Genomic DNA, 24,536 nt, shown 5'->3' on the forward strand with positions numbered 1-24,536 from the left:
CAAGAGGCGCGATGTAGTAGTTATGTATGCCGGGTCCGTTCCCGGGAGTCTTTAGGTTAGGGCGAATCGAATAATCGATTCGTGTGCAGCGTCGTCCGTCGCGGCGGGCTGCACGGCAATCAACCTGAAAGGAAATCCGGGTGATGACTCCCCCTCTCGATTCTGCCGAAGACACGCTGCGCCGGTTGGCGCTCTGCGCCACCGCCATCAAACATCTTCTGGATGCGCAGCCAACTCTCGCCACGGTAATGGCCGCTCATTTGCGCAAGGGCCTGGCGGCGCTCGTGCCTGAAAACCCGCCGGACCCTGACGCGGTTTTTCTTAACGAATATGTCTATGACAGGCCCGCGCCCGATGCTCCGGGTGGCGCTGCGCGAGTGCGCCGCCTGACGCGAACGCGCAACCTGACACAGGCCCTTCACGAAGCTATTGTCAGTCAGAAAATACCTACCGCCCTCGAGAAAGAGCCGCCAACCGGCCTGGTCGACAGGGCCGTGGGCTTTTACCCACATGCGTACGATACGGGCCGCGACAACGAGATCACTGCCCTGCAAGTCGCAGCCGTGAATACCCTGATCCGCGACCTGCAAGAAGACAGTTCGTTGCTGTACTGGCGAGCGCTCGATGTTTTCTGGTCTTCGCCCCATGCCACCACTGGCGCCCTGACAGTCCTTGAGGCCGTGAGCCAAAAGCAACGTGTGATGTTCAGGCTCGAAGCGGATCTGAAACTGCATGATGCCCGGCAACAACTTATCCAGGCTGAGCAGGCATTGCAGAAAAAGCCTGGAGACCAGTCGCTGCAAACGACAGCCGACAACATCCGCACGCACCTGCAGGTGATGACCGAAGGCAGGCAACTGATCGAAAACCTCGTACTCCACGAGACCACGCGAACCGCCACGCCCGCGCAGGTGGTCAGCATTACTCTCCACTCCAGTGACGAGCCCGAATGGTCGGCACTGCTGAGCGGCTGCTTCATCATCACCGAGCGATTGCATGGGACTCGTCCGACCGTGCTGTACACCCCGCAATTCGGCGTCGAAGTCTTCGAGCACTTCAACGCCATGGAGAATTTTCTGCGGCGGCGTCTGGTGGCTGATCCGGAAAAAATGTTGCTGCTCGACAACGTTGCGTTCAATAACCGAACCCGGGCCAGCGAAGAAATGAAGCAGGGGCAGCGTTTGCGCTACACCGCGGTTACCGACGACGTATTCAATGCCTTCCTGAAAAAGCGACGGCAGCAGCAGGATGCCGAAGTCGATCATGCGTTAAGCGGTTCTCCTGTCACCTTCGACGCCTTGACCAAGCAGTTGCAGACCGCGTTGACGCTACCCCTCAACGGCAGTCCTGACTTGCTCGCACGGCTGCCCGTAAGCGCCGAGCCGACCAAAGTCACCGCTCTCGCCCACACTTTGCCCGACGCTGAACAGCAGACACGCCTGATTCAGCAGTGGAACGCACTCAATCAGCAAATCGGCGATGTACTTGAAGAGCAGAAACATCCTTGTTTGAAAAACGCGCTTTCCTCCCTGCTCAACGAGACCTTTGCACAGCTGCCTGCCGACATCGAACCAGCGGCGCTCTACGTGACCCGCTATCGCACCGGCGCGGACGGTCTTCGTCAGTTCGAGTCGTCGCGCCCCTTGCTTGAGGCATTACGCGCTTTATTGCTTTGGGAAAACGCCAAGCTGCCAGCCGAGGAGCATGAAGCAGGGCCGCAAGCAGAGGCCGACCCTGTCAGTGAGGGCGTATTCAGTAGCCCCACCGTCTGCGACGAAGCCGAGCAGATCGTGCAAAACGGTTCGCTGACGCAATTGGCTGACGCTCTGCAAGCCCGTATGACCGAGCAAGTCCGCGACTACTGGCAAACGCCGTTAGCGGCAGAGCTGGCGTGCCCACAGGCGCGCCTGATCGACCTGCACCGCCAGGCGCTGAACGTTCAGGCTTGCCTGCGCTCAGCCGATCAGACGTTAAGCCCCCAGGCCAAACTGCTGATCGACCGCGCTCTGGGTTTTCCGACCCTCGCTCGCCGGGAGGCGCATTTCAAGCCTGGCGCGCGCCCCGGTATCTATCGATTGACAGTGAATACCGCCAGCGCCGAAGGCGCACGTCTGGCAGGCAGTTTCATCCTGACCTCGAACGACGGCTCCAGCCCGGTTTTGCCGCATTGGCCCTATGGCCACAAGAGCCTGAGCACGCTGGGCCTGAGTGGCAGCAGCGGCGCCGGACTTGTCGTGCTGTATACGCCGCAGCAAGGCTTTGAAGAGCTGCCGAATCTGCAAGCATTACGTGACATGCTCGTAGCGCGCATCAATGCCGGCGACGAAGTCGGGAAATTATTTGCCAGCGGCTTGCCGCTGGCGGTGCAGCACATGAAAAGTGGCCTGTGGGGCAGTGATCTGCGCTCTACCTTTGCGCCGATAGAGGACGACTTTGTTGCCGACGGCATCCAGACGCTGCTGGACAAACAGCAGTCCGACATCGATACCCTCATGGGTCTGGCCCATGGCGAGTCGGACCGCGAAGGCAACGCCCGCCCGCAGATGCTCGAACTGCTGGATATGGCCGGAGCGTTCATGGCGCGTAACCGCCTCTTGCTGGATCACTGGCAGGCGGACTGGGAAAAGCGCCTCAGTCAGGCCGATCGTACGGCGCTGCAGAATCTGGCCCGGACAGCGGGGGAAAAACAGTTGCAACTCAGCCAGCAATGGAAAGCGCTTGTGCCGACCATCGCCGAATATGCCAAGGCACAGGTATTGCTGAAAATTCGTGCCTTCCTCGCAGAAAAGGGTGCGGATGAACGGGTCCGCGCTGCCTACCCTGAGGGCATTGATCCGGATCAGACCTTGGTGATCCGCACTACCCGAACCCGCGTCGGAGCCGGCATCCAATCAGGATTTGCATCGGTGCATGAAAGCGTCGCGAGCACACGCATGAGTCTGACCAATCTGCTGCTGAAAAATAATCAGCCCTGGCAGAAGAGTCTTTCCTGGAGTGAAGAACATCTGCTGGAGGCCACACTGACCACATCGAAGGGTGTTTGGGTGCGTGACGCCAATGGAAAAGCCGTCACGCTGGACAAACAATGCCTTGAACAATGGGTCAAGGCGCTGAACATCGGTCACCGATATGCGCAGGATGTGCTCGACAAACACCTCGCTCCGCAGGCCGCCACCACCGAAGGCCAAGCCTTGCAAAAAGCCTGGATGGCGACTCAGGCGGCGACACTTGGCTACGCGGCCTTGTTCGCACGGTTGAGCCCGGACGCATACAGCACGGTGTTGCACAGCGACAATAGGCAAAAGACTGCCGCCGCATGGATGTCGGCAGTTCTGTCTTCTCCAGATCCCGAGAAACGCGTCCAGGTCGATGGGCAAGCGGTCATAGCCAACGCTCTGGTGGTCAATCCCACCGGTAATGCCCCCGATGGCCGCGGCGGGCAAAGCGTGAACGGCGTGTTGATTCTGTCCGCAGCCAACACCGACTTGCGAGTGCTGTATACCCCGAGCGCGCCTGATGGCATGGACCTGCGCGAACTCGCCAGCGAAACCGACTTGCCCCGACTGATGCGTGGCGCCGCCTGGCAGACTTGGCTCCAGGCAAGATTACCGCCCAAAACCCGCCTGCTCAATCACCGCCTCGTCGCTTATACAGGCGATGTGTTTGCCGGGCTTTATCGGCAAAACTATCTTCACCTGCTAGCCAGGACCAACGCTGAAAGCGTGACTAATGAAGAATTGCTTGACCAGTCTCGGTTCAACCAGGTGATGTTTGGGATCGAGGTGGTGACCACGGTACTGGGCGCTTTGCCCTGGAGCGGACAGATGGCTTCATCCGCGATGAAATGGCTGGGCGGAGTGGGTCGCAGCACCGTCCATGCCCTGCGTAGCCTGGGACAAAACGTCGCCGGGCTGATTGTCCGTCGCGGGGCGGCAAATCGAACATTGATCGAAGTCGCAACGGCCACCACTCAGCTCACCGGCGTTGCTCGCGCCACAGGTATCGGCATCAAACCGCTGCAGTTGCTGATCAGACCGGCCGAAAGCACAACACTGGCGGACCTGACGGGCTACCAGAAAGCCTTTCTCCAGGAAAACTCCCGTCTGGCAGTCGCGGGCGGTATTCCCGCCGGTTCATCTCTGGCCGAAGGTTCGGGCATCTATCGCACCCCATCCAATATCTTGCTGGTACGCAGCACCGGTGCGAAAGGTGAAGAGCAGGTATTGCGCATTCAGAACTCATTCAATCTCTACGATCCCAATGGGTTGGTTGCCCCCGTGCTGACACCGAGTGGAGCGCTCACCTCTTTTCGGCTACGCAGGATGACCAATCAGCTCTGGACACTCGATACGCTGAATCGGCTACCTGGAGGCGCACCCAAGGCCGATAGCAGGGTCGTCAAGGCGCTCAGGGAATGGGATGCACGAATCACTGCCAATGCTCAGTCCGCAAATCCCTTGCATACTCTCGACCCCGTACCCTTTTTCAACGAGCGCAACATTCCGGCACGGAGCTGGAACAAATTCGTGAAAAAAAACACTGGAGAAATCAATACGCTCGGCTACTCGATGCTCAGGCCCGGACAATACGAGAGGCTGACGGACGAGCTTTTTCAGATATGGCTTTCCATGAATCAACCCACCAGGGAGGCTGCGGAGACGTTCGCCAGTACTCACCGCCTTCACCCGTTGATGTGGAGCAAGTTCGTGACAAAAAAAGGCGAGCTGACCGTCCCAGGTACTATCCGGGCTATAAAGCTGCAAAAAGGTCCCGAGGGTAAATACACGAACATCACGGACCAGCACTTTCGCGACTGGTACCAGCTTTCTCTGCAATCGGAAAACCGGAACCGATACGCCACCGTCAAGTTCGCACTCGATAACGATATCCATGCTCAATCATGGATGAAGTACGTCAACGCCAAAGGCGAATTCAGGATGACGGTTCCAACGGTGGCCGATCGCGTCAACCGGCTGGGGCTGATACAGAATCTGCCGCAAGCGGGGCCATCCGGCTCTGCAACCTGACGAGTGATAGGGTCGAGTTGCTGCGGGCGCACTCGTTACGGGAGTGTGCCCGCTCGCGATGACGGAGGATATTGAGCCTGTTTGCCGACTGACTCACTGCGATCGCCAGCAGGCCCAGTCCGGCAAACTCAGCTGGGCGCCGCAGACTGTGCCACTTCGACGTTATCCAGCACCCGGTTCACCGCCAGCTCCGCCAGCATGATGATCTGCGCAATCGCCAGAATCGTATGGCGCTGCGGGCTCTCGACATGCGCGGCAATGTCACTGGTCATGACGCTCGCCGATGCAAGGGATTCACAGGCGTGGGCCAGCAGGCTCTCGTTGTCCATATCACCGACGATCTGGAACATCGCACTGGGGGTGCGCGGCTTTTGCCCGCTGCCGTTCGGTTTCAGGTAATGATCGAGCGCACGTTCGGCGGCGTCGTGCAGCTTTCTGGAGTCGAGGGATTCGTAGGGGGAGGTTTCGGTTTCAGGCGGATTGGGTGTGGGTTTGATCATCGTGAAACTCCAAGTGATGCATTGAGCTGCCACTGATCGCTGCGACGCGATGGAAGGAGGCAGCTGTACGCGGGGTCGCAGACCGGATCACTTGGAAACCCGGCATACCCGAGGGTATTCCGCGCACAGCCACCATCGACCGAACAACAAAACCGAGGCGTTGTGATTCGGGGCGGCGATTATGCACCAAGAGAGAGAACGGACTGCGACGCCCGGCCGCTGAATTTGCAGTGACCTGTAGAGCCTGTCCACCGCGCTTCCGACGAACAACCGACGCAACATGTCGGAAATCTCCACCTCAGACGCCGCGTCTGTAGGACGAGCTTTTAAACATGCGGGCCGCTGCCTTGGGGAAATGTCGCGTATACGCGACTTTGAGGAGCAAATGTCACGGCAGCGGTACACCGCTTATCATTTATCAGACTTTTCTTTTCTGCCGCCTGATAAAGGATGACGCTTCAAACCTGAACCGACCGAGTCATTCAACGCAACCATGCGCCCGGTGTCCCATTCGCGTTGCATCCCTGCAAACAATTCAACGTCTATCCGTGGTCGGTGAATCAAAAGCGCCTGACTCATTGCCTCGGCTATCCGTTCGACGATCAGTGCTGGCTTATCCACAGCGCAGTGTTTACGACCAAACTCAATCAATTGCTGACGATCCGGATAAGCTTTGGCCTTGTTCATCTTGATGGCGAGAGTACGGTCAACCAGCGATCGCCCGGTCCTGGGGTTGTAGTTCTCGTATACGGTGGTGGTAGTGACATCGTATACCGGCGCCAACTGCACCGTTTCAGTGGCCGCAGGGTGCGTGTAGGTCACTCCGAAGTTTTTCAAATGCGCATCGCCGTTACGCACCATGACTGAAAGACAAACGGATGAAAAAAATCGCTCCAGTTCTCGTATCGGGTCGGCATGCCTGCATACCTGACGGATCACTGCAGCAAGGGTTTCGTAGCTCTGCGAATATTTATAGTTATCGTGGGGATCCTTGTTTAACCCCAGCAGTACCGCCATGTCTTCAAAGCCAAGGCGATCAGACGCCGTCAGATCAAAACGCTCCATGACAAACAGCTCACCGTTATCGGAGAGCCAGAAAGGCGGCGTGTGCAGTCCAGCCAGCCGCGCTGCTTCCAGACAAAGAAACTCGTTTTGAGCCAGGTGCTCATACTCTTCCGCTCCTGATTTGACAATAAGGTCGGAGCTGATCATGGTTTTTCGACTACCAGTCAGTTTGTCCAGATCGGGCACCAGAACCTTGGGCTGAACACCTGAAATGCCCGACTCGAAGTAGGTTTCTACCAGAAAACCGAAAACATGCTGAGAGGTCTCCGCCGACAGGATCTCCCGCAGGCCGACCTGCGCACGAACAGAGCCTGGAGGTTCTATTGGATTCTCATACGTGAGGCGACCGATCTGATTACCGCCAATCACGGACAACAGGCGCATTTCATCCACTTGCATATGCTTGGCCATGCGCCGCTTGATTTGGTCAGCCAGATATCCCTCAGGCACATTCATATCGAAGATGGGCTGCAATATGCTGCTCACCGACGGTGTCGGGTCATAGGGCATGACCAGGGAAACTTCCCTAAGGGGCGACGCTAACTGGTAAGCGAAAGAAAACTGCGAACCTTTGGACAACTCGCCCGAATGGCCCTGAGGCGTCATGACATCCAGTCGTTTCACCTTACTCATCATGCTCCACCAATTCGGCGAGTGATTTGAGATCGATTCGGTTATCGACAATCTCCAACGCCATGCCTAACGCGGCAATAACTCTAAACACCGTATAAAAAGCGACGTTTTCGCCTGCTTCGAGATCGATTATGGTTTTGCGGCTGCAATGAGCCCTATGCGCAAGCAGCGCCTGACTGTAGCCCTTGGCTTTGCGCAATTGGCGAATACGCTGGGCAAACGTTGCTGGATTATCGAGAAGCAAAATGTCACCCATATCGGACTTAAAATAGGTTAACGCTAGTAAAGTCCACTTTGGGTGACATTTCAAGAAAAAGGATGCCGATGTCTCGTCACAACGTTTCCGCCACAAAAAACCCGCCTCTCCAGACTGTGTGAAAACCTAGCAATCTGCGCAGCGCTCAAAGAAAATGCTCCGTATCGAAAGATACGGAGCATTTTTCGTTATGGCCTACATCCAGGGACAGTCCCGCAGCCAGATCAGCCTGTTTCCGGTCTCGCTGGAAGAGTTGATCCCCGAGGATCACCTCGTTCGCGTTATCGATCTTTACGTTGCCAAGCTGGATCTGGCTCGACTGGGCTTTGATAAAGCACTTCCCAAAAGCACCGGCCGTCCCTCTTACGATCCAGCGGATCAGCTCAAACTCTACCTCTACGGCTATTTCCAGCGGATTCGCTCATCACGACGGCTCGAAGCCGAGTGCCAGCGCAACGTCGAAGTGATGTGGCTGATCAATCGACTCAAGCCTGATTTCAAGACCATCGCCGATTTCCGTAAAGACAACAAAGCTGCTTTCATCGCGACGTGCCGGGCCTTCGTGCAGTTTTGCCGCTCAGCGGGGCTGATAACCGGCGAGTTGGTGGCCATTGATGGCAGCAAATTTCAGGCGGTCGCCTCTTCACGGCGTCATATGAATTTGAAGCGGCTCCAACATCAAGAGCAGAAGCTGGAGAAGCGCATCGCCCACTATTTGGCAGAGCTGGACGAGGCAGATAAAACCGAAGCCGGCGAGAAGAGTGACCGCAATGCAATCAAGGCGACTTTGGCGCAACTTAAAGTCAGGCATTCCAATAACTTGACGTGCCAGGCGCTGATGAAATCCATGGAGCTTGAGCAATTCAATACCCACGAAAGCGATGCGCGAATGCTGCGAACGCACAAAGGGCCTCGGGTCGGGTACAACGTGCAGACAGCCGTGGACGCTGAAAACTGCATGATCGTGCATCATGAAGTGACTCAGGACAGCGATGATCGCAAGCAACTTGAACCGATGGCCAAGGCCGCCAAGGAACAACTTTCACAAGATGAACTGACGGTCACCGCGGATGCGGGCTACTCCAATGGCAAGCAGTTCCAGGCATGTGAGGATGAGAACATCACGGCTTATGTGCCTGTGGCGCGATCACTCAACTCCTGCGGCAAGGAGCAGATATTTTTCGATCGAACAGCATTTGCCTACGATGCGTCGCAAGATCGATATCAATGCCCTGCCGGAAAATGGCTGATCTTTAAGCAGATCAGCAACAAAGGCCGGATCTACCAAGCGAAGGTCAGCGACTGCGCAAGCTGCCCGATTAAAGCGAAGTGCACCGACGCCAAACGCCGATACATCTCGCGCCATCTGCACGAACAGGCTTTCGAGCGAATGGAGCAGCGAATGCAGGCACATCCCGAAATGATGGTCAGTCGACGATCCATCGTCGAACATCCCTTCGGCAACCTTAAACAGTGGTTATTTGGTAACGCTCGCTTCTTGCTGCGACAGCTTGAAGGCGCGAGAGCTGAAATGGCCTTGGCGGTGAACGCCTACAACCTGAAAAGAGCAATTAACGTGTTGGGCGTGCGCCAGATGATGGCGCTGATGGGCTGAAACGCCTTTTTTCGTTTGCTGTGAGCACAAAAGCAAACGCCCCGAACAAGTCGGGGCGTTTGCTGGAACCACCATCAGTGCGTTTTCACACAGTCTGTCTCGGCGGGTTTCTTTTCAATCAGCTCAACACTCAGGCTCAGTTGACCTTCGCGTTCAACTCACCCTTCAGATAACGCTGGTACATCGCTTCGAGCGAGATCGGCTTGATCTTCGAAGCATTACCGGCAGTACCAAACGCTTCATAACGCGCAATACACACATCACGCATTGCAGTCACAGTGGCGCCGAAGAATTTACGTGGGTCGAATTCGCTCGGGTTGGTGGCCATCAGGCGACGCATTGCGCCGGTGGACGCCAGACGCAGGTCGGTGTCGATGTTGACCTTGCGCACGCCGTGCTTGATGCCTTCGACGATTTCTTCAACCGGTACGCCGTAGGTTTCTTTGATGTCGCCGCCGTACTGGTTGATGATCGCCAGCCATTCTTGTGGCACGGAGGACGAGCCGTGCATCACCAGGTGGGTGTTCGGAATGCGCTTGTGGATCTCCTTGATGCGGTCGATCGCCAGCACGTCGCCGGTAGGTGGCTTGGTGAATTTGTAGGCGCCGTGGCTGGTGCCGATGGCGATGGCCAGGGCATCGACCTGGGTGCGTTTGACGAAGTCAGCGGCTTCTTCCGGGTCGGTCAGCATCTGGCTGTGATCCAGAACGCCTTCGGCGCCGATGCCGTCTTCTTCACCGGCCATACCGGTTTCCAGCGAACCCAGGCAGCCCAGCTCGCCTTCTACCGAAACGCCGCAGGCGTGCGCCATGGCGACGGTTTGCTGGGTAACGCGGACGTTGTAGTCGTAGTCGGTCGGGGTCTTGCCGTCTTCGCCCAGCGAGCCGTCCATCATCACCGAGCTGAAGCCCAGTTGAATCGAACGCTGGCAGACGTCAGGGCTGGTGCCGTGGTCCTGGTGCATGCACACCGGGATGTGCGGGAATTCTTCGATCGCGGCCAGGATCAGGTGACGCAGGAATGGTGCGCCGGCGTATTTGCGGGCGCCGGCCGAAGCCTGGACGATCACCGGAGAGTCAGTCTTGTCAGCGGCTTCCATGATGGCGCGCATCTGCTCAAGGTTGTTGACGTTGAAAGCTGGAACGCCGTAGCCGAACTCGGCTGCGTGGTCCAGCATCTGGCGCATGCTGATAAGTGCCATTGTGTGTGTCTCTCCCGGTTGAGGGTCGTTGATCGTACCAGCCTGCCGGAGCGGCGGCGGCTATTCAAGTTAATGCAGATCGGGGGTTGAGGCCCGGACTGGTGATTCGGTAAAGCCAATTCCTGATAACTACACAGATCCCCTGTGGGAGCGAGCCTGCTCGCGAAAGCAATCTTGCAGTCGCTGATGCAGTGCCTGTCAGACCGCTTTCGCGAGCAGGCTCGCTCCCACAGTAGAACTGTGGTGTGTCAATTACTGCGCCTTGCAACCACGGCCAATCAGGTCATTGGTGGCGACCCAGTACACCAGGCCTTCGTCACCCTTGACGTGAAACGCCAGCATGCCATCGCTGTACAGCGTGCCCGAGGCGCCCGGCTCTTCTTTCAGGCGATAGACCTGATCACCGCCGCCGAGGCGAACGTCGACTTCCTTCTGGCCGGCATCGACGTAACGCCACAACACCTTGGCCTGACTGTCGCAGGTCCAGGTCGTCCAGTTGTCTGCCGGGGCCGACGACTGAAACAGGTTCAACTGCGCGCAACCACCCAACAATGCCAACGCCGCAACGGCGATCAAGCCTTTCATCCGTGTTCCTCGACTGACGACGCATGCCGCCAGCCCTGAGTTAAAGAATCAGACCCGTCAAGGACAACCATGTTCCTTGGCCGGGGTTTGCGTCTCGTATTTGTCCAGGCCGTCCGGACCCGAGCGTTTGTTCAGCACCGGGTTGGTTTCGGCCTGCCAGTCGGCCTGATAACAGCCCTTCTGCGGTTCGCTCGGTGCTGGCGTGGCGTCAGCCTTCGGGGTGCTCCCGCAGGCCGCCAGCGTACCGGTCAGCAACAACAGCGCTAACGACTTGACCATGTGAACACTCCTTTGCCTGGCCAAACGGGCGGCCTCAGGCCTTGGCCCGGCTTTCCAGGACTTCAACGGCAGGCAGCACCTTGCCTTCGACGAATTCGAGGAACGCGCCACCACCGGTGGAAATGTAGGAGATTTGCTCAGCCACGCCATATTTATCGATCGCCGCCAGGGTGTCGCCACCGCCAGCAATGGAGAATGCCGAGCTTTCGGCAATGGCCTGGGCCAGCACTTTGGTGCCGTTGCCGAACTGATCGAACTCGAACACGCCGACCGGGCCGTTCCACAGAATGGTTTTCGACGACTTCAGCAGCTCGGCGAAGTTGGCCGCGGTTTGCGGGCCGATGTCGAGGATCATGTCGTCAGCGGCGACGTCAGCGATCAGCTTGACAGTCGCTTCAGCGCTTTCGGCAAATTCTTTGGCGACCACGACGTCAACCGGCAACGGCACGCTGACTTTCGCCGCGATTTCACGGGCGGTGTCGAGCAGGTCCGGTTCGTACAGCGATTTGCCTACCGGGTGACCGGCGGCAGCGAGGAAGGTGTTGGCGATGCCGCCGCCGACGATCAGTTGATCGCAGATCTGGCTCAGGCTGTTGAGCACGTCGAGTTTGGTCGAGACCTTGGAGCCGGCGACGATGGCCGCCATTGGCTTGGCCGGTGCGCCCAGGGCTTTGCCCAGTGCGTCCAGTTCAGCGGCCAGCAACGGGCCGGCAGCGGCAACTTTGGCGAACTTCGCTACACCGTGGGTCGAACCTTCGGCGCGGTGAGCAGTACCGAAAGCATCCATCACGAACACGTCGCACAGGTCCGCGTATTGCTGGGCCAGGTCGTCGGCGTTCTTTTTCTCGCCCTTGTTGAAGCGCACGTTTTCGAACAGCACGATGTCGCCGGCCTTGACCTCGACACCGCCGAGGTAATCAGCCACCAGCGGCACTTCGCGCCCGAGCGCTTTGCTCAGGTAGTCGGCGACAGGTTTCAGGCTGTTTTCGGCGGAGAATTCGCCTTCGGTAGGACGGCCCAGGTGCGAGCAGACCATCACTGCCGCGCCTTTTTCCAGGGCCAGCTTGATGGTCGGCAGCGAAGCCAGGATGCGCGCGTCGCTGGTGACAACACCGTCCTTGACGGGGACGTTGAGGTCTTCGCGGATCAATACGCGCTTACCTTGCAGATCGAGGTCGGACATCTTCAACACGGTCATGGGTCGCACTTCCTACGGTTTTTTTGAAGTTGCTGTTTGCAGATAGTGGTCTGCAACGTCCAGCATTCGGTTGGCAAAACCCCACTCGTTGTCGAACCAGGCCAGGATGTTCACCAGTTTGGGGCCGGAAACACGGGTCTGACTGGCATCGACGATGGCCGAATGTGGGTCATGGTTGAAATCACAGCTGGCGTGCGGCAACTCGGTGTAGGCCAAAAGGCCTTTGAGCGGGCCGCTGGTGGCGGCTTCGCGCAGGATCCGGTTGACCTCGTTGGCGTCAGTCGCGGTGGCGGTCTGCATCGTGATGTCGAGGCAGGACACGTTGACTGTCGGCACGCGCACGGCTTTGGCCTGAATTCGCCCGGCAAGTTCCGGCAGCAGGCGCTCGATACCACGCGCCAGACCAGTGGACACCGGGATCACCGACTGGAACGCCGACCGCGTGCGACGCAGGTCTTCGTCGTGATAGGCGTCGATCACCGGTTGATCGTTCATCGCCGAGTGAATCGTGGTGATCGACACGTAATCCAGACCGATCGCCTGATCGAGCAGACGCAGCAGCGGCACGCCGCAGTTTGTCGTGCACGAGGCGTTGGACACCAGCAGCTCGTCGCCGGTCAGGCAGTCTTGGTTGACGCCGTAGACGATGGTGGCGTCGACATCCGCTTCGCTGGCCATCGGCTGCGAGAACAGCACACGCGGCGCGCCGGCATCGAGAAAACGCTGGCCATCGGCACGGGTGTGGTAAGCGCCGGAGCATTCCAGCACCAGATCGACGCCCAGCGACGCCCAATCGATGCCTTCAGGGGTGGCACTGCGCAAGACCTTCACGCAGTCGCCATTGATATGCAGACAATCGCCTTCAACCCGCACTTCGCCGGGAAAACGGCCGTGGGTGGAGTCGAAGCGTGTCAGGTATTCGATGCTGGCCATGTCGGCCAGATCGTTGATCGCGACAATTTCAAACCCGGCCTGCGCGCCGCGCTCGAACAACGCCCGCAAGACGCAACGACCAATGCGGCCGTAGCCGTTGAGTGCAACTTTGTAGGGACGCGGTTGAGGCATGGGGTTCTCGATTACCGTGGTGAATCATGCAGTGCGATGTTGCCTGAACCAATGCTTTCGCGAGCAGGCTCGCTCCCACAGGGAAATGCATTCCAATGTGGGAGCGACGGTGCGACGACTCGACCTGCTCGCGAAGGCGTCAGCCCGGACAACACAACTGTCAGATTTAGTCTTCCAGCAGCTCTTCAGCCTGACCGAGGATGTTTTCCAAGGTAAAGCCGAACTCTTCGAACAATGCCGAAGCCGGCGCCGACTCACCGTAGGTGGTCATGCCGATCACGCGACCTTCCAGACCCACGTACTTGAACCAGAAGTCGGCGTGGGCCGCTTCGATGGCGATACGTGCGCTGACCTGCAACGGCAGAACCGACTGCTTGTACTCCGCATCCTGAGCATCGAACGCGCTGGTGCACGGCATGGAGACCACGCGAACCTTGCGGCCCTGCTCGGTCAGTTTGTCGAAGGCTTGAACCGCCAGACCGACTTCCGAACCGGTGGCGATCAGGATCAGCTCAGGCTCGCCTGCGCAGTCCTTGAGCACATAACCACCACGGCTGATGTTGGCAATCTGGCCAGCATCGCGTTCCTGGTGCTGCAGGTTCTGCCGCGAGAAGATCAGCGCCGATGGGCCGTCCTTGCGCTCCAAGGCGTTTTTCCAGGCCACTGCCGATTCCACGGCGTCGGCTGGACGCCAGGTGTCGAGGTTCGGCGTGCTGCGCAGGCTGGTCAATTGCTCGATCGGCTGGTGCGTCGGGCCGTCTTCGCCCAGACCGATGGAGTCGTGGGTGTAGACGTGGATCACGCGCTTCTTCATCAAAGCCGACATGCGTACGGCGTTGCGTGCGTATTCCATGAACATCAGGAAGGTCGCGCCGTAAGGCACCAGACCGCCGTGCAGGGCGACGCCGTTCATGATCGCGGTCATGCCGAACTCGCGCACGCCGTAGTACATGTAGTTGCCGCTGGCATCTTCAGCGCTGACGCCTTTGCAGCCTTTCCACAGGGTCAGGTTGGAACCGGCGAGGTCAGCCGAACCGCCGAGCATTTCCGGCAACAGCGGGCCGAAAGCGTTGAGGGTGTTCTGGCTGGCTTTGCGGCTGGCGATGGTTTCGCCCTTGGCCGCGACTTCGGCGATGTAGGCCGAGGCTTTTTCCGAGAAGTCGGCCGGCAGCTCGCCGCTCAGACGACGGATCAGCTCGTTGGCTTCAGTCGGGAATGCAGCGGAGTAAGCGGCGAAACGCTGATCCCACTCGGCTTCAACCGCGCGACCAGCTTCTTTGGCATCCCACTCGGCATAGATCTCGGCCGGGATTTCGAACGGGCCGTGGTTCCAGTTCAGCGCCTGACGGGTCAGGGCGATTTCCGCGTCACCCAGTGGGGCGCCATGGCAATCTTCCTTGCCCTGCTTGTTCGGCGAACCGAAACCGATGGTGGTCTTGCAGCAGATCAGCGTCGGTTGAGCGCTCTTGCGTGCGGTTTCGATGGCGGTCTTGATCTCTTCCGGATCGTGGCCGTCGACGTTGCGGATCACCTGCCAGTTGTAGGCTTCGAAACGCTTCGGCGTGTCATCGGTGAACCAGCCTTCGACTTCACCGTCGATGGAAATGCCGTTGTCATCGTAGAAGGCAATCAGCTTGCCCAGGCCCAGCGTGCCGGCCAGGGAGGCGACTTCGTGGGAAATGCCTTCCATCATGCAGCCATCACCGAGGAACACGTAGGTGTGGTGGTCAACGATGTTGTGGCCGGGACGGTTGAACTGCGCGCCCATGACTTTTTCCGCCAAGGCGAAACCGACGGCGTTGGCCAGACCCTGACCCAGCGGGCCGGTGGTGGTTTCGACGCCCGGGGTGTAACCGAATTCCGGGTGGCCTGGAGTGCGGCTGTGCAGTTGACGAAACTGCTTGAGGTCGTCGATCGACAGGTCGTAGCCGGTCAGGTGCAGCAGCGAGTAGATCAACATCGAGCCGTGGCCGTTGGACAGCACGAAGCGGTCACGGTCGGCGAACGACGGGTTGCTCGGGTTGTGCTTGAGGTAGTCGCGCCACAGCACTTCGGCAATATCTGCCATACCCATAGGGGCACCGGGATGGCCGCTGTTGGCTTTTTGCACGGCATCCATGCTGAGGGCACGAATGGCGTTGGCACGCTCACGACGGCTAGGCATCGCTGATCTCCTGGGTGTGAATAGACTGAAACGGAAAAAAGGAGGGCATTTTCCCTCACCCATGCGCCTCGGGGCAATGACAGATAGTCATCGGCAGGCGTTTTTCCAATCGATAGCACAGGTTTCGCTTGGTGAAACCTTTCCGCTATTCGTTTGTAGAGACTGCCGTCCGCCGAGAAGTGCCATTTATCGAGCAATATCAAAACTTTTTGATATTGGCCTTGCGGTGCCTTGCCCCCGTCTCTAGACTGCCAGCCCTATGAACTTACGCGTGCCTTCCATTCGCCATGACGATTGCGACGAGCTGGCGGCCTTGTGCAAGGCCGGCGGCGATCCGCTGCGGCTGAATGTCTTGCGCGCGCTGGCCAACGATTCGTTTGGCGTGCTGGAGCTGGCGCAGATTTTCGGCATCGGCCAATCGGGCATGAGCCACCACCTCAAGGTGCTGGCGCAAGCCGATCTGGTGGCGACACGCCGTGAGGGCAACGCGATTTTTTATCGTCGCGCCCTTCCCCACAGCGGATTGCTCGGCGGCAAGTTGCACGCGGCATTGCTGGAAGAAGTCGACGATCTGGATCTGCCTGATGAAGTGCAAGCACGCATCGAGCAGGTTCACGGCCAGCGTGCCGCCGCCAGCCGGGACTTTTTCGCCCGGGTCGCGGAAAAATTCCGTGCCCAGCAGGATTTGATCGCAGGCCTGCCGCAGTACCGTGACAGCGTGCTGGCCCTGCTCGACAAACTGAACTTCGATGGTGGAGCCACGGCCATTGAAGTCGGCCCCGGCGATGGTGCTTTTCTGCCGGAACTGGCCCGTCGCTTCGGCACCGTAACCGCGCTGGACAACAGCCCGGCGATGCTCGAACTGGCGCGTCAGGTGTGTGAACGTGAACAGCTGGCTAACATCAGCCTGCAATTGGCCGATGCATTGAACGGCACAAGCCTTCAAGCCGATTGCGTAGTGTTGAACATGGTCCTGCACCATTTCGCCGCTCCGGCCGATGCGCTCAGGCACATGGCCGATCTGCTGCAACCGGGCGGTAGCCTGCTCGTGACAGAGTTATGTAGCCACAACCAGAGTTGGGCCAGGGAGGCCTGCGGTGATCTCTGGTTGGGGTTTGAACAGGACGATCTGGCCCGTTGGGCCACCGCTGCGGGACTCGTTCCCGGGGAAAGCCTCTATGTAGGCTTACGTAATGGTTTCCAGATCCAGGTTCGCCACTTTCAGCGACCGGCTGGCGACACTCACCATCGGTAAATTCAGGAAAACATCGAGATGAGCGAATACTCCCTCTTCACCTCCGAGTCCGTGTCTGAAGGACATCCGGACAAAATCGCCGACCAGATTTCCGATGCGGTGCTGGACGCCATTATTGCCCAGGACAAACACGCTCGCGTGGCTGTGGAAACCCTGGTCAAGACCGGCGTGGCCATCGTTGCCGGTGAAGTGACCACCAGCGCCTGGGTCGACCTGGAGCAGATCGTTCGTGACGTGATTTGCGACATCGGCTACACCAGCTCCGAAGTCGGCTTCGACGGCGCGACCTGCGGCGTGATGAACATCATCGGTAAGCAGTCCCCTGACATCAACCAGGGCGTTGACCGCGCCAAGCCTGAAGATCAGGGCGCCGGCGACCAGGGCCTGATGTTCGGCTACGCCAGCAACGAAACCGACGTTTTGATGCCAGCGCCGATCACCTTCTCGCACCAGCTGGTGCAGCGTCAGGCTGAAGCACGCAAGTCGGGCCTGCTGCCTTGGCTGCGTCCGGATGCCAAGTCGCAAGTGACCTGCCGTTACGAAGGCGGCAAGGTTGTCGGCATCGACGCTGTGGTTCTGTCGACCCAGCACAACCCGGAAGTGTCGTACAAAGACCTGCGCGAAGGCGTAATGGAGCTGATCGTCAAGCACGTACTGCCTGCCGAACTGCTGAGCAAGGACACCCAGTTCCACATCAACCCGACCGGCCAGTTCATCATTGGCGGCCCGGTAGGTGACTGCGGTCTGACCGGTCGCAAGATCATCGTCGACAGCTACGGCGGCATGGCCCGTCACGGCGGCGGCGCGTTCTCCGGCAAGGATCCATCGAAGGTTGACCGTTCGGCTGCCTACGCTGGCCGTTACGTGGCCAAGAACATCGTTGCGGCCGGCCTGGCCGAGCGTTGCGAGATCCAGGTTTCCTACGCGATCGGTGTGGCCCAGCCTACGTCGATCTCGCTGAACACCTTCGGCACCGGCAAGATCAGCGATGACAAGATCATCAAACTGGTGCGTGAAGTGTTTGACCTGCGTCCATACGCAATCACCACCATGCTCGACCTGCTGCACCCGATGTACCAGGAAACCGCAGCCTACGGCCACTTCGGTCGTGCGCCGCAGACCAAGACCGTTGGCGAAGACAGCTTCACCACGTTCACCTGGGAAAAAACCGACCGCGCCGACGCCCTGCGTTCTGCCGCTGGCCTGTAACCCCCTGGCTGCATGAAAGCCCCGTACGGTTTGCGCCGTGCGGGGCTTTTTCATGCCTGACAGATTTTTTGAGATCCCTGTGGGAGTGAGCCTGCTCGCGCAGGCGCCCGCCCCGGCAACACCAGTTCCCCTGCCCCGAAACAGTTCGCAAAAAAGCCGCGCAACGTTCTTCAGATCCTCACCTACCCTTCAAGCATCACCCCCGAGCAAGGACGCTCACTATGCTCTTCACACTGCGCCTGTTGCTGGCCTTCCTGCTGGCACTCATCACCCTCGTCAGCCAAGCCAACTGCCCGAACTGGGATCTTTCCCAAGCCCAACGCGAAATCACCGCCCTGCAAAATCGGATCGACCAATGGGACGACGCCTATCACCGCGAAGGCCGTTCATTGATCAGCGACGAACTCTATGACCAGTCCCAGCTGCGGCTGAAAGAATGGCAAGCCTGTTTCAACCAACCCTCATCCCCGCAGCCGTTGCGCACCGCGTCCGGCCCGGTCATCCACCCCATCGCCCACACCGGCCTGGACAAGCTGCACAAAGCCGAAGACGTCGCCCACTGGTTGCGCGATCGCCAGAACGTCTGGGTGCAGCCCAAGGTCGACGGCGTGGCTGTCACCCTGATCTACCGCCAGGGAATATTGCAGCAGGCGATCAGCCGCGGCGACGGTGTCAATGGTCAGGACTGGACCACTTCCGCGCGCAGGATTGCAGCCATTCCGCAACGGTTGAGGCAGCCACGGGATCTGCTGGTGCAAGGCGAACTCTATTGGCGCCTGAACGCCCATGTTCAATCACAGTCCGGCAGCGTCAACGCCCGCGCCACCGTCGCCGGGCTGATGGGGCGCAAATCCCTGGATGCCGAACAGGCCGCCGGGATCGGTCTGTTTGTATGGGACTGGCCGCAAGCTCCTGTGCGGCTGCCGGAAAGATTGTCCGAACTTCAGACATTGGGGTTCGCCACAACCGAGCCCTATACCCAGCCCGTCAGCCGATTCGAAGACGCGCAACAATGGCGCGAGCACTGGTATCGCTCGCCCCTGCCCTTTGCCAGCGACGGCGTGGTCCTGCGTCAGAGCCAACGGCCACCTGCCGAACGCTGGCAGGCCAAGGCACCTTATTGGGCGATCGCCTGGAAATACCCGTTCGCCCAGGCATTGGCCGAGGTGCGCAAGGTCAATTTCAAGATCGGCCGCACCGGGCGGATCACGCCGGTGCTGGAACTGCTGCCGGTCAGACTCGATGACCGCGAAATCAAACGGGTCAGCGTCAGCTCGCTCAAGCGCTGGCAAACCCTCGACATCCGTCCAGGCGATCAGGTGGCAATCAGTCTCGCCGGGCTGACCATTCCGCGCCTGGACAGTGTCGTGCTTCGCACCAGCGAACGGGCGGACATCAGCATTCCCGATGCCGGCGATTACCACGTACTGAGCTGCTGGCAACCGACGCCGGGGTGTGAAAGCCAGTTTCTCGCGCGTCTGACCTGGATCAGTGGCAAGCAGGGCCTGGCCATGCAGCATGTCGGGCGTGGCACCTGGGAGAAACTTTTGGAAACAGGCCGTCTGAAACACCTGCTGGATTGGCTGACCCTCGATGCGTCAGAGCTTGCTAACATTGCCGGCCTCGGCGAGCGCAGCAGCGCACGTCTGATCCAGAGTTTTCACGGCGCGCGGCAACAGCCGTTCGCTCGATGGTTGAAAGCGCTGGGCATGCCGCCGGCCGGACAGGCACAACTGGACGATTCGTGGCAGGCCCTGGCACAACGCGACACTGAACAATGGCAGGCAGAAGCCGGCATCGGCCCGGGACGCGCGGCGCAACTGAGCGCATTCTTTCGCGACCCGCAGGTACTGGCTTTGAGTGAAACCTTGAAAGCCGCCGGAATCGACGGCTTCTGAACCTGCAATCCCCGCCCGGCGGGAACCCAACGGCCGGCCAGACGCTCCAACAGCGCAGTGCCCTCCCACCCCGATTGCCTTTGCACATGGAGCTTTTATGAAATTTCTCGCACCGCTCGCCCTGCTTACTCTTTGCGGCGTCATGGCCGCCCCGGTCATGGCCGAAGAAGACGGCCCGGGCCTGACCGGTTGCGCTGCCAAGAAGCAGGGCATCATCAATCAGATCGAACAGGCCAAGTCGCGCGGCAACATGGAGCAGCAGGCAGGCCTGGAAACCGCACTGCGTGAAGTGAACGAACATTGCACCGACGCCGGGCTGAAAAAAGAACGTGAGAACAAAGTGCTTGAGGCCAAGCATGAGGTGAGCCAGCGTCAGGCGGACCTCGACAAGGCCATGAAGAAGGGCGATCCGGAGAAGATCAACAAGCGCAAGGAAAAACTCGCCGAGTCGCGCAAGGAACTGCAGGAAGCGCTGGACGAGATCGACAAGTAACCAAAGCCCTGTGTAGAGGGGATTTATCCCCGTCCGGCGGCGAAGCCGTCGCACATTCGGCTGGTCGGGTCCGACTGAAAAAACTCGGTTATATGGTTTTGGGGCTGCTTCGCAGCCCATCGGGGATAAATCCCCTCGCCACAAGGCACTCAGCAGCTGCAGGAATCAATGATCGCGAAACTCTTTATGGCAAGCACTGCAGGCATCTTCAACTTTCTGCACTGCCGGCCCAAGATTGCTGGCCTTGTACGGCTGAACCTGACTGGCGACCACCAATTCACCGGTAGCCGCTTCGAGGGCGCGGGCCAGCTCCTGAAAACGCGCCTGTTTCTGCCAGACATCATCTTTGGCGCTGGTGTGATCTTCTTCGCGAACCTGCGGGAAATGCTTCCACGGCTCATGGGCCAACGCATCAAGTCTGACTGCGCCCTCGGCAAATTTCGGCCCGTCGAAGGCAATGCGCCCGCGCAACATGCCGCCGAGGTCTTCGCTGGTCTTGAGCATCTGCTTGAAGATCGCCTTGCGTTGACCCAGCGGCGAATTCGGGTCGACACCGCCGCAGGCGGACAAGGTCAGACAGGCCAGCAATACAACAGCAATTGGTTTCAGAGTCATGATGGCTTCAGGTCGCGGAAATCGGCGGCCAGTATCCTCGGCTCACCGCCAAACACCAATAGCCCTATTAAAAATACGGGTTGGTCGAGCGCATGGAGCACTCGGCCAACCGGCACAGGAATCACTCCATGAACAGCCGCTTCACGGCCTGGCGTCACCCGCTTATCGTCACCCTTCCACTGCTCGCCATCCTCGCCGGTTGCACAGGCGGCGACAGCGCCAAACCAAAAACCCATGCGCTGGCCACTTATTCGAGCGCGACCTGGGAAGCGTTGCCTGCGGTCTCCGACAGCGATCTGGTCGCCGGTTTCGGCTCGTGGCGCAGCGCCTGCACACGACTCAAAGCCGACACAGTCTGGGGGCCGACCTGCGCTGCGGCGGTGAATGTGCCGCAAAGCGCCGCCGAGATTCGTGCATTCCTCAAGCAGAATCTCGACGTCTACGGCCTGCGCGCCGAGAACGACAACCCCAACGGTCTGATCACTGGCTACTACGAACCGGTGTACCCCGGCAGCCTGACGCCGACCGCGACAGCAAACGTGCCGGTGTATGGCGTGCCGGAAGACATGATCATCGTCTCGCTCGACAGCATCTACCCGGAATTGAAAGGCAAGCGCCTGCGCGGCCGCCTCGAAGGCCGCGTGCTCAAGCCTTACGACGACGCGGCGACCATCGAATCCAAAGGCGTGAAAGCGCCAGTGGTCGCCTATCTGACTGATCCGATGAATCTGCAATTTCTACAGATCCAGGGCTCGGGCCGGATTCAGACCGAGGACGGCAAACAGTTGCGCATCGCCTACGCCGATCAGAACGGCCACCCTTACCGACCGATCGGTCGCTGGCTGGTCGAGCAAGGCGAGCTGAAGAAAGAAGACGTGACCATGAGTGCGATCAGCAACTGGGCCAAGGCCAACCCGACGCGCATCCCGGAACTGCTCGCCAGCAACCCGAGCTACGTGTTCTTCACCCGCAACCCGGACAGCAACGAAGGCCCGCGCGGCTCGCTGAACGTGCCGTTGACCGCCGGCTACAGCGCGGCGGTGGATCGCAAGGTCATTCCGTTGGGCAGTCTGTTATGGCTGTCGACCACCAAGCCGGATGGCACCCCACTGGTGCGCCCGGTCGCGGCGCAGGATACCGGCGGCGCGATTGCCGGTGAGGTGCGCGCGGATCTGTTCTGGGGCACGGGTGATGCGGCCGGGCAACTGGCCGGGGACATGAAGCAGCAGGGGCAGATCTGGATGCTCTGGCCCAAAGGGGCGGCGTTGCCGCAAGTGCCGCAGGTGGCGGATACACCGAAGCAAAAGTCTTAGGTTCTTCGTCGTCTGACCCATCGCTTTCGCGAGCAGGCTCGCTCCCACATCTGGAATGCATTTCCATGTGGGAGCGAGCCTGCTCGCGAAGAGGCCGGCAGCAACAGCCGATAATCAGATCGACACAAAGAAAAACGAAGCAATCAGCCCCATCCCGATAAACCACACCACCGAACGCAGTGCAGCCCAGTCAGCCAGGTAGCAAATGATGTACAGCAGGCGACTGGTGATAAACAGCACGGCCAGCACATTGACCGTCACCAGCTGCGCAGTACCGACCAGATGCGCAACGATCACCGCAGCGGCAAACGCAGGCGTTACTTCAAAGCTGTTCAGTTGCGCGGCGTGGGCGCGACGGGCGACGCCATCGACGCTGTCGAGAAAATCCCGTGGATCGTAATTGTCCTTCAAGCGGAAACCGCCGGTGGCCTTCGCCACGATCGTGCACACGTACGGCAGGAAAATCGCGATCAACACACACCACAGAGCCACTGTCATAACGTCGTCCTTTTTTCGATTGGAGAAATTGGCGAGCGGTCAGAACTTCATCACCAGCATGCCGATCAGCACCTGCCCACAGGCTAAGAGCAGCGCCCGGCCGAAAGGTTCTTTCAGGCGGATATAGCATGGCACTTCCAGCGCGCCGTCGATTAGTCAGATTATTGATTCGCCATGTGTCAGCAGCTGTTTATACTGCAACCACCGCGCCGTACTCAGCTGCACACCAAAAAATTCCAATAAAAGCTGCCTGCTCCGCTTTCTTCGAAAACGGTCGCTGGCACCCGTATGCCTGATCAAAGCGTCAAGACTACCGACAGAGACCTTGCGCATGCCCCTCGCTTTGCTTGCACTCGCCGTTGCCGCGTTCGGCATCGGCACCACCGAATTCGTCATCATGGGCCTGCTGCCCGACGTCGCCCGCGATCTGGCGGTGAGCATTCCTCACGCCGGCCTGCTGATCACCGGTTACGCCCTGGGCGTGGTGTTCGGCGCACCGATCCTGGCGATCGGCACCGCCAATATGCCGCGCAAAGCGACACTGCTGGGCATGACGCTGATGTTCATCCTCGGCAACGTGCTCTGCGCGCTCGCGCCGAACTACGCGACGCTGATGGCGGCGCGCGTGGTCACGGCGCTGTGTCATGGCGCGTTTTTCGGCATTGGCTCGGTGGTTGCCGCCGGCCTGGTTGCGCCGAACAAACGCGCGCAAGCCATTGCAATGATGTTCACCGGCCTGACCCTGGCCAACGTGCTCGGCGTGCCATTGGGCACAGCGCTGGGCCAATACGCTGGCTGGCGCTCGACCTTCTGGGCGGTGTCGGTAATCGGCATTGTCGCCGCGCTGGCGCAATGGTTGTGGTTGCCGAAACACATCGCGATGGACAAGGCCAATCTCGCCAGCGAATTCAAAGTGCTGGGCAAGGCCAACGTGCTGCTGGCGCTGGGCATGAGCGTGCTGGCCTCGACCAGCCTGTTCAGCGTGTTCACGTATATCGCACCGATCCTGCAAGACATCACTGGCGTCAGCCCCCACGGCGTGACGGTGATGCTGCTGTTGTTCGGCGTCGGCTTGACAGCGGGCAGCATGCTCGGCGGGCGCCTGGCTGATAGCCGCTTGCTGCCGTCGCTGGTCGGCGTTGCGCTGGCAGTCGTGGTGATTCTCGCGGCGTTCAGCCAGACCAGCCGCGCGGTGATTCCGGCGGCGATTACCCTGGTGCTGTGGGGAATTTTCGCCTTTGCGCTGTGCCCGATTCTGCAGCTGTTGATCATCGATCAGGCGCACGAAGCGCCGAATCTGGGTTCGACGCTGAACCAGAGCGCGTTCAACCTTGGCAATGCCGCAGGCGCCTGGATCGGTGGACTGGTGGTTGCCAGCGGCGCGGATCTGGCGGACCTGCCGTGGACCGGGGCGCTGGTTGGCGTGCTGACGGTGCTGACGGCGCTGTTGTTCATTTACCTGCAACGTCGGCGGGCGAGTGCGGTCAATGTGTCTGGCTGAGACCTCTGCGACTGACTACCTGTGGCGAGGGGATTTATCCCCGTTGGGCTGCGCAGCAGCCCCAAAAACCTTCAATCGGGTTTTGTCAGGAATAATCGATAACCTGGTTTGCGACGGCTTCGCCGCCGAGCGGGGATAAATCCCCTCGCCACAATGAACAGTGGTG

General features: G+C 59.5%; 19 protein-coding genes. 8 read left to right on the forward strand and 11 right to left on the reverse strand.

Annotated elements, in window-relative coordinates; genetic code table 11:
• Positions 1-143 precede the first annotated feature (143 nt).
• A complete protein-coding gene (locus tag HU724_RS26230; RefSeq protein WP_186568942.1) occupies positions 144-5,027 on the forward strand; it encodes a hypothetical protein in 4,884 nt (1,627 codons plus the stop codon).
• A gap of 128 nt (positions 5,028-5,155) precedes the next feature.
• Here HU724_RS26230 and HU724_RS26235 read toward each other — a convergent pair whose 3' ends face one another.
• The 3 genes from HU724_RS26235 to HU724_RS26245 form a co-directional block, all read right to left on the reverse strand.
• A complete protein-coding gene (locus HU724_RS26235; RefSeq protein WP_186568943.1) occupies positions 5,156-5,527 on the reverse strand; it encodes a DUF6124 family protein in 372 nt (123 codons plus the stop codon).
• Positions 5,528-5,938: 411 nt separating this feature from the next.
• Positions 5,939-7,228 carry a type II toxin-antitoxin system HipA family toxin gene (locus tag HU724_RS26240; RefSeq protein ID WP_225927646.1) on the reverse strand — a complete coding sequence of 430 codons (1,290 nt, stop codon included), beginning with the start codon at positions 7,226-7,228 and terminating at the stop codon, positions 5,939-5,941.
• A complete protein-coding gene (locus HU724_RS26245; RefSeq protein ID WP_024014619.1) occupies positions 7,218-7,481 on the reverse strand; it encodes a helix-turn-helix transcriptional regulator in 264 nt (87 codons plus the stop codon). The genes HU724_RS26240 and HU724_RS26245 overlap by 11 nt, the downstream gene beginning before the upstream one ends.
• Before the next feature lie 190 nt (positions 7,482-7,671).
• Here HU724_RS26245 and HU724_RS26250 point away from each other — a divergent pair, with 190 nt between their 5' ends.
• Positions 7,672-9,096: an IS1182 family transposase gene (locus tag HU724_RS26250; protein ID WP_217847179.1), complete on the forward strand. Its 1,425-nt coding sequence runs from the start codon at positions 7,672-7,674 to the stop codon at positions 9,094-9,096.
• Between the two features lie 136 nt (positions 9,097-9,232).
• Here the strand turns inward: HU724_RS26250 and fba are convergent, their stop codons facing one another.
• The 6 genes from fba to tkt all read right to left on the reverse strand — a co-directional run bounded on the left by fba (position 9,233) and on the right by tkt (position 15,588).
• Entirely contained in the window at positions 9,233-10,297 is a 1,065-nt protein-coding gene (fba, locus tag HU724_RS26255; protein ID WP_008081027.1) for a class II fructose-bisphosphate aldolase, read from the reverse strand.
• A 252-nt stretch (positions 10,298-10,549) separates the two neighbouring features.
• Positions 10,550-10,882, reverse strand: a complete 333-nt coding sequence (locus HU724_RS26260; RefSeq protein ID WP_122506109.1) for an MliC family protein — start codon at positions 10,880-10,882, stop codon at positions 10,550-10,552.
• A 57-nt stretch (positions 10,883-10,939) separates the two neighbouring features.
• Positions 10,940-11,161: a hypothetical protein gene (locus HU724_RS26265; RefSeq protein ID WP_186569291.1), complete on the reverse strand. Its 222-nt coding sequence runs from the start codon at positions 11,159-11,161 to the stop codon at positions 10,940-10,942.
• Positions 11,162-11,195: 34 nt separating this feature from the next.
• Positions 11,196-12,359, reverse strand: coding sequence for a phosphoglycerate kinase (locus HU724_RS26270; RefSeq protein ID WP_186569292.1), 1,164 nt, complete (start codon positions 12,357-12,359; stop codon positions 11,196-11,198).
• Between the two features lie 12 nt (positions 12,360-12,371).
• On the reverse strand, positions 12,372-13,424 hold the full coding sequence (epd, locus tag HU724_RS26275) for an erythrose-4-phosphate dehydrogenase (protein ID WP_071173875.1): 1,053 nt from the start codon (positions 13,422-13,424) through the stop codon (positions 12,372-12,374).
• A gap of 166 nt (positions 13,425-13,590) precedes the next feature.
• Entirely contained in the window at positions 13,591-15,588 is a 1,998-nt protein-coding gene (tkt, locus tag HU724_RS26280; protein ID WP_024014622.1) for a transketolase, read from the reverse strand.
• A gap of 259 nt (positions 15,589-15,847) precedes the next feature.
• Here tkt and HU724_RS26285 point away from each other — a divergent pair, with 259 nt between their 5' ends.
• From HU724_RS26285 to HU724_RS26300, 4 genes are all read left to right on the forward strand, one after another.
• Complete coding sequence (locus tag HU724_RS26285; protein ID WP_186569293.1) at positions 15,848-16,843, forward strand: ArsR/SmtB family transcription factor; 996 nt, start codon at positions 15,848-15,850, stop codon at positions 16,841-16,843.
• 18 nt (positions 16,844-16,861) lie between these two features.
• Entirely contained in the window at positions 16,862-18,052 is a 1,191-nt protein-coding gene (gene metK / locus HU724_RS26290) for a methionine adenosyltransferase (RefSeq protein WP_024014624.1), read from the forward strand.
• Between the two features lie 221 nt (positions 18,053-18,273).
• Complete coding sequence (gene ligB / locus HU724_RS26295) at positions 18,274-19,950, forward strand: NAD-dependent DNA ligase LigB (RefSeq protein WP_186569294.1); 1,677 nt, start codon at positions 18,274-18,276, stop codon at positions 19,948-19,950.
• 97 nt (positions 19,951-20,047) lie between these two features.
• Positions 20,048-20,443, forward strand: coding sequence for a DUF1090 domain-containing protein (locus tag HU724_RS26300; RefSeq protein WP_016772779.1), 396 nt, complete (start codon positions 20,048-20,050; stop codon positions 20,441-20,443).
• Positions 20,444-20,608: 165 nt separating this feature from the next.
• Here HU724_RS26300 and HU724_RS26305 read toward each other — a convergent pair whose 3' ends face one another.
• Positions 20,609-21,058 carry a c-type cytochrome gene (locus HU724_RS26305; RefSeq protein ID WP_056786463.1) on the reverse strand — a complete coding sequence of 150 codons (450 nt, stop codon included), beginning with the start codon at positions 21,056-21,058 and terminating at the stop codon, positions 20,609-20,611.
• A gap of 128 nt (positions 21,059-21,186) precedes the next feature.
• On the opposite strand from HU724_RS26305, the gene mltA reads away from it, so the two are divergent.
• On the forward strand, positions 21,187-22,371 hold the full coding sequence (gene mltA / locus HU724_RS26310) for a murein transglycosylase A (protein ID WP_133335954.1): 1,185 nt from the start codon (positions 21,187-21,189) through the stop codon (positions 22,369-22,371).
• A gap of 114 nt (positions 22,372-22,485) precedes the next feature.
• Here mltA and HU724_RS26315 read toward each other — a convergent pair whose 3' ends face one another.
• On the reverse strand, positions 22,486-22,869 hold the full coding sequence (locus HU724_RS26315; RefSeq protein WP_039757593.1) for an MAPEG family protein: 384 nt from the start codon (positions 22,867-22,869) through the stop codon (positions 22,486-22,488).
• Between the two features lie 331 nt (positions 22,870-23,200).
• Between HU724_RS26315 and HU724_RS26320 the strand changes: the two genes are divergently transcribed.
• Positions 23,201-24,370 (forward strand): MFS transporter, encoded by a 1,170-nt coding sequence (locus HU724_RS26320; protein ID WP_071173880.1) that lies wholly within the window; start codon positions 23,201-23,203, stop codon positions 24,368-24,370.
• Positions 24,371-24,536 lie beyond the last annotated feature (166 nt).

It is taken from the genome of Pseudomonas iranensis, from assembly GCF_014268585.2.
GTDB lineage: Bacteria > Pseudomonadota > Gammaproteobacteria > Pseudomonadales > Pseudomonadaceae > Aquipseudomonas > Aquipseudomonas iranensis.

Coding starts and splice junctions, on each gene's coding strand:
- HU724_RS26230 (WP_186568942.1), top strand. CDS start 144: ATGACTCCCCCTCTCGATTCTGCCGAAGACACGCTGCGCCGGTTGGCG.
- ligB (WP_186569294.1), top strand. CDS start 18,274: ATGCTCTTCACACTGCGCCTGTTGCTGGCCTTCCTGCTGGCACTCATC.
- HU724_RS26240 (WP_225927646.1), bottom strand. CDS start 7,228: ATGATGAGTAAGGTGAAACGACTGGATGTCATGACGCCTCAGGGCCAT.
- HU724_RS26320 (WP_071173880.1), top strand. CDS start 23,201: ATGCCCCTCGCTTTGCTTGCACTCGCCGTTGCCGCGTTCGGCATCGGC.
- fba (WP_008081027.1), bottom strand. CDS start 10,297: ATGGCACTTATCAGCATGCGCCAGATGCTGGACCACGCAGCCGAGTTC.
- HU724_RS26235 (WP_186568943.1), bottom strand. CDS start 5,527: ATGATCAAACCCACACCCAATCCGCCTGAAACCGAAACCTCCCCCTAC.
- epd (WP_071173875.1), bottom strand. CDS start 13,424: ATGCCTCAACCGCGTCCCTACAAAGTTGCACTCAACGGCTACGGCCGC.
- metK (WP_024014624.1), top strand. CDS start 16,862: ATGAGCGAATACTCCCTCTTCACCTCCGAGTCCGTGTCTGAAGGACAT.
- HU724_RS26285 (WP_186569293.1), top strand. CDS start 15,848: ATGAACTTACGCGTGCCTTCCATTCGCCATGACGATTGCGACGAGCTG.
- tkt (WP_024014622.1), bottom strand. CDS start 15,588: ATGCCTAGCCGTCGTGAGCGTGCCAACGCCATTCGTGCCCTCAGCATG.
- HU724_RS26260 (WP_122506109.1), bottom strand. CDS start 10,882: ATGAAAGGCTTGATCGCCGTTGCGGCGTTGGCATTGTTGGGTGGTTGC.
- HU724_RS26305 (WP_056786463.1), bottom strand. CDS start 21,058: ATGACTCTGAAACCAATTGCTGTTGTATTGCTGGCCTGTCTGACCTTG.
- HU724_RS26270 (WP_186569292.1), bottom strand. CDS start 12,359: ATGACCGTGTTGAAGATGTCCGACCTCGATCTGCAAGGTAAGCGCGTA.
- HU724_RS26315 (WP_039757593.1), bottom strand. CDS start 22,869: ATGACAGTGGCTCTGTGGTGTGTGTTGATCGCGATTTTCCTGCCGTAC.
- HU724_RS26245 (WP_024014619.1), bottom strand. CDS start 7,481: ATGGGTGACATTTTGCTTCTCGATAATCCAGCAACGTTTGCCCAGCGT.
- HU724_RS26250 (WP_217847179.1), top strand. CDS start 7,672: ATGGCCTACATCCAGGGACAGTCCCGCAGCCAGATCAGCCTGTTTCCG.
- HU724_RS26265 (WP_186569291.1), bottom strand. CDS start 11,161: ATGGTCAAGTCGTTAGCGCTGTTGTTGCTGACCGGTACGCTGGCGGCC.
- HU724_RS26300 (WP_016772779.1), top strand. CDS start 20,048: ATGAAATTTCTCGCACCGCTCGCCCTGCTTACTCTTTGCGGCGTCATG.
- mltA (WP_133335954.1), top strand. CDS start 21,187: ATGAACAGCCGCTTCACGGCCTGGCGTCACCCGCTTATCGTCACCCTT.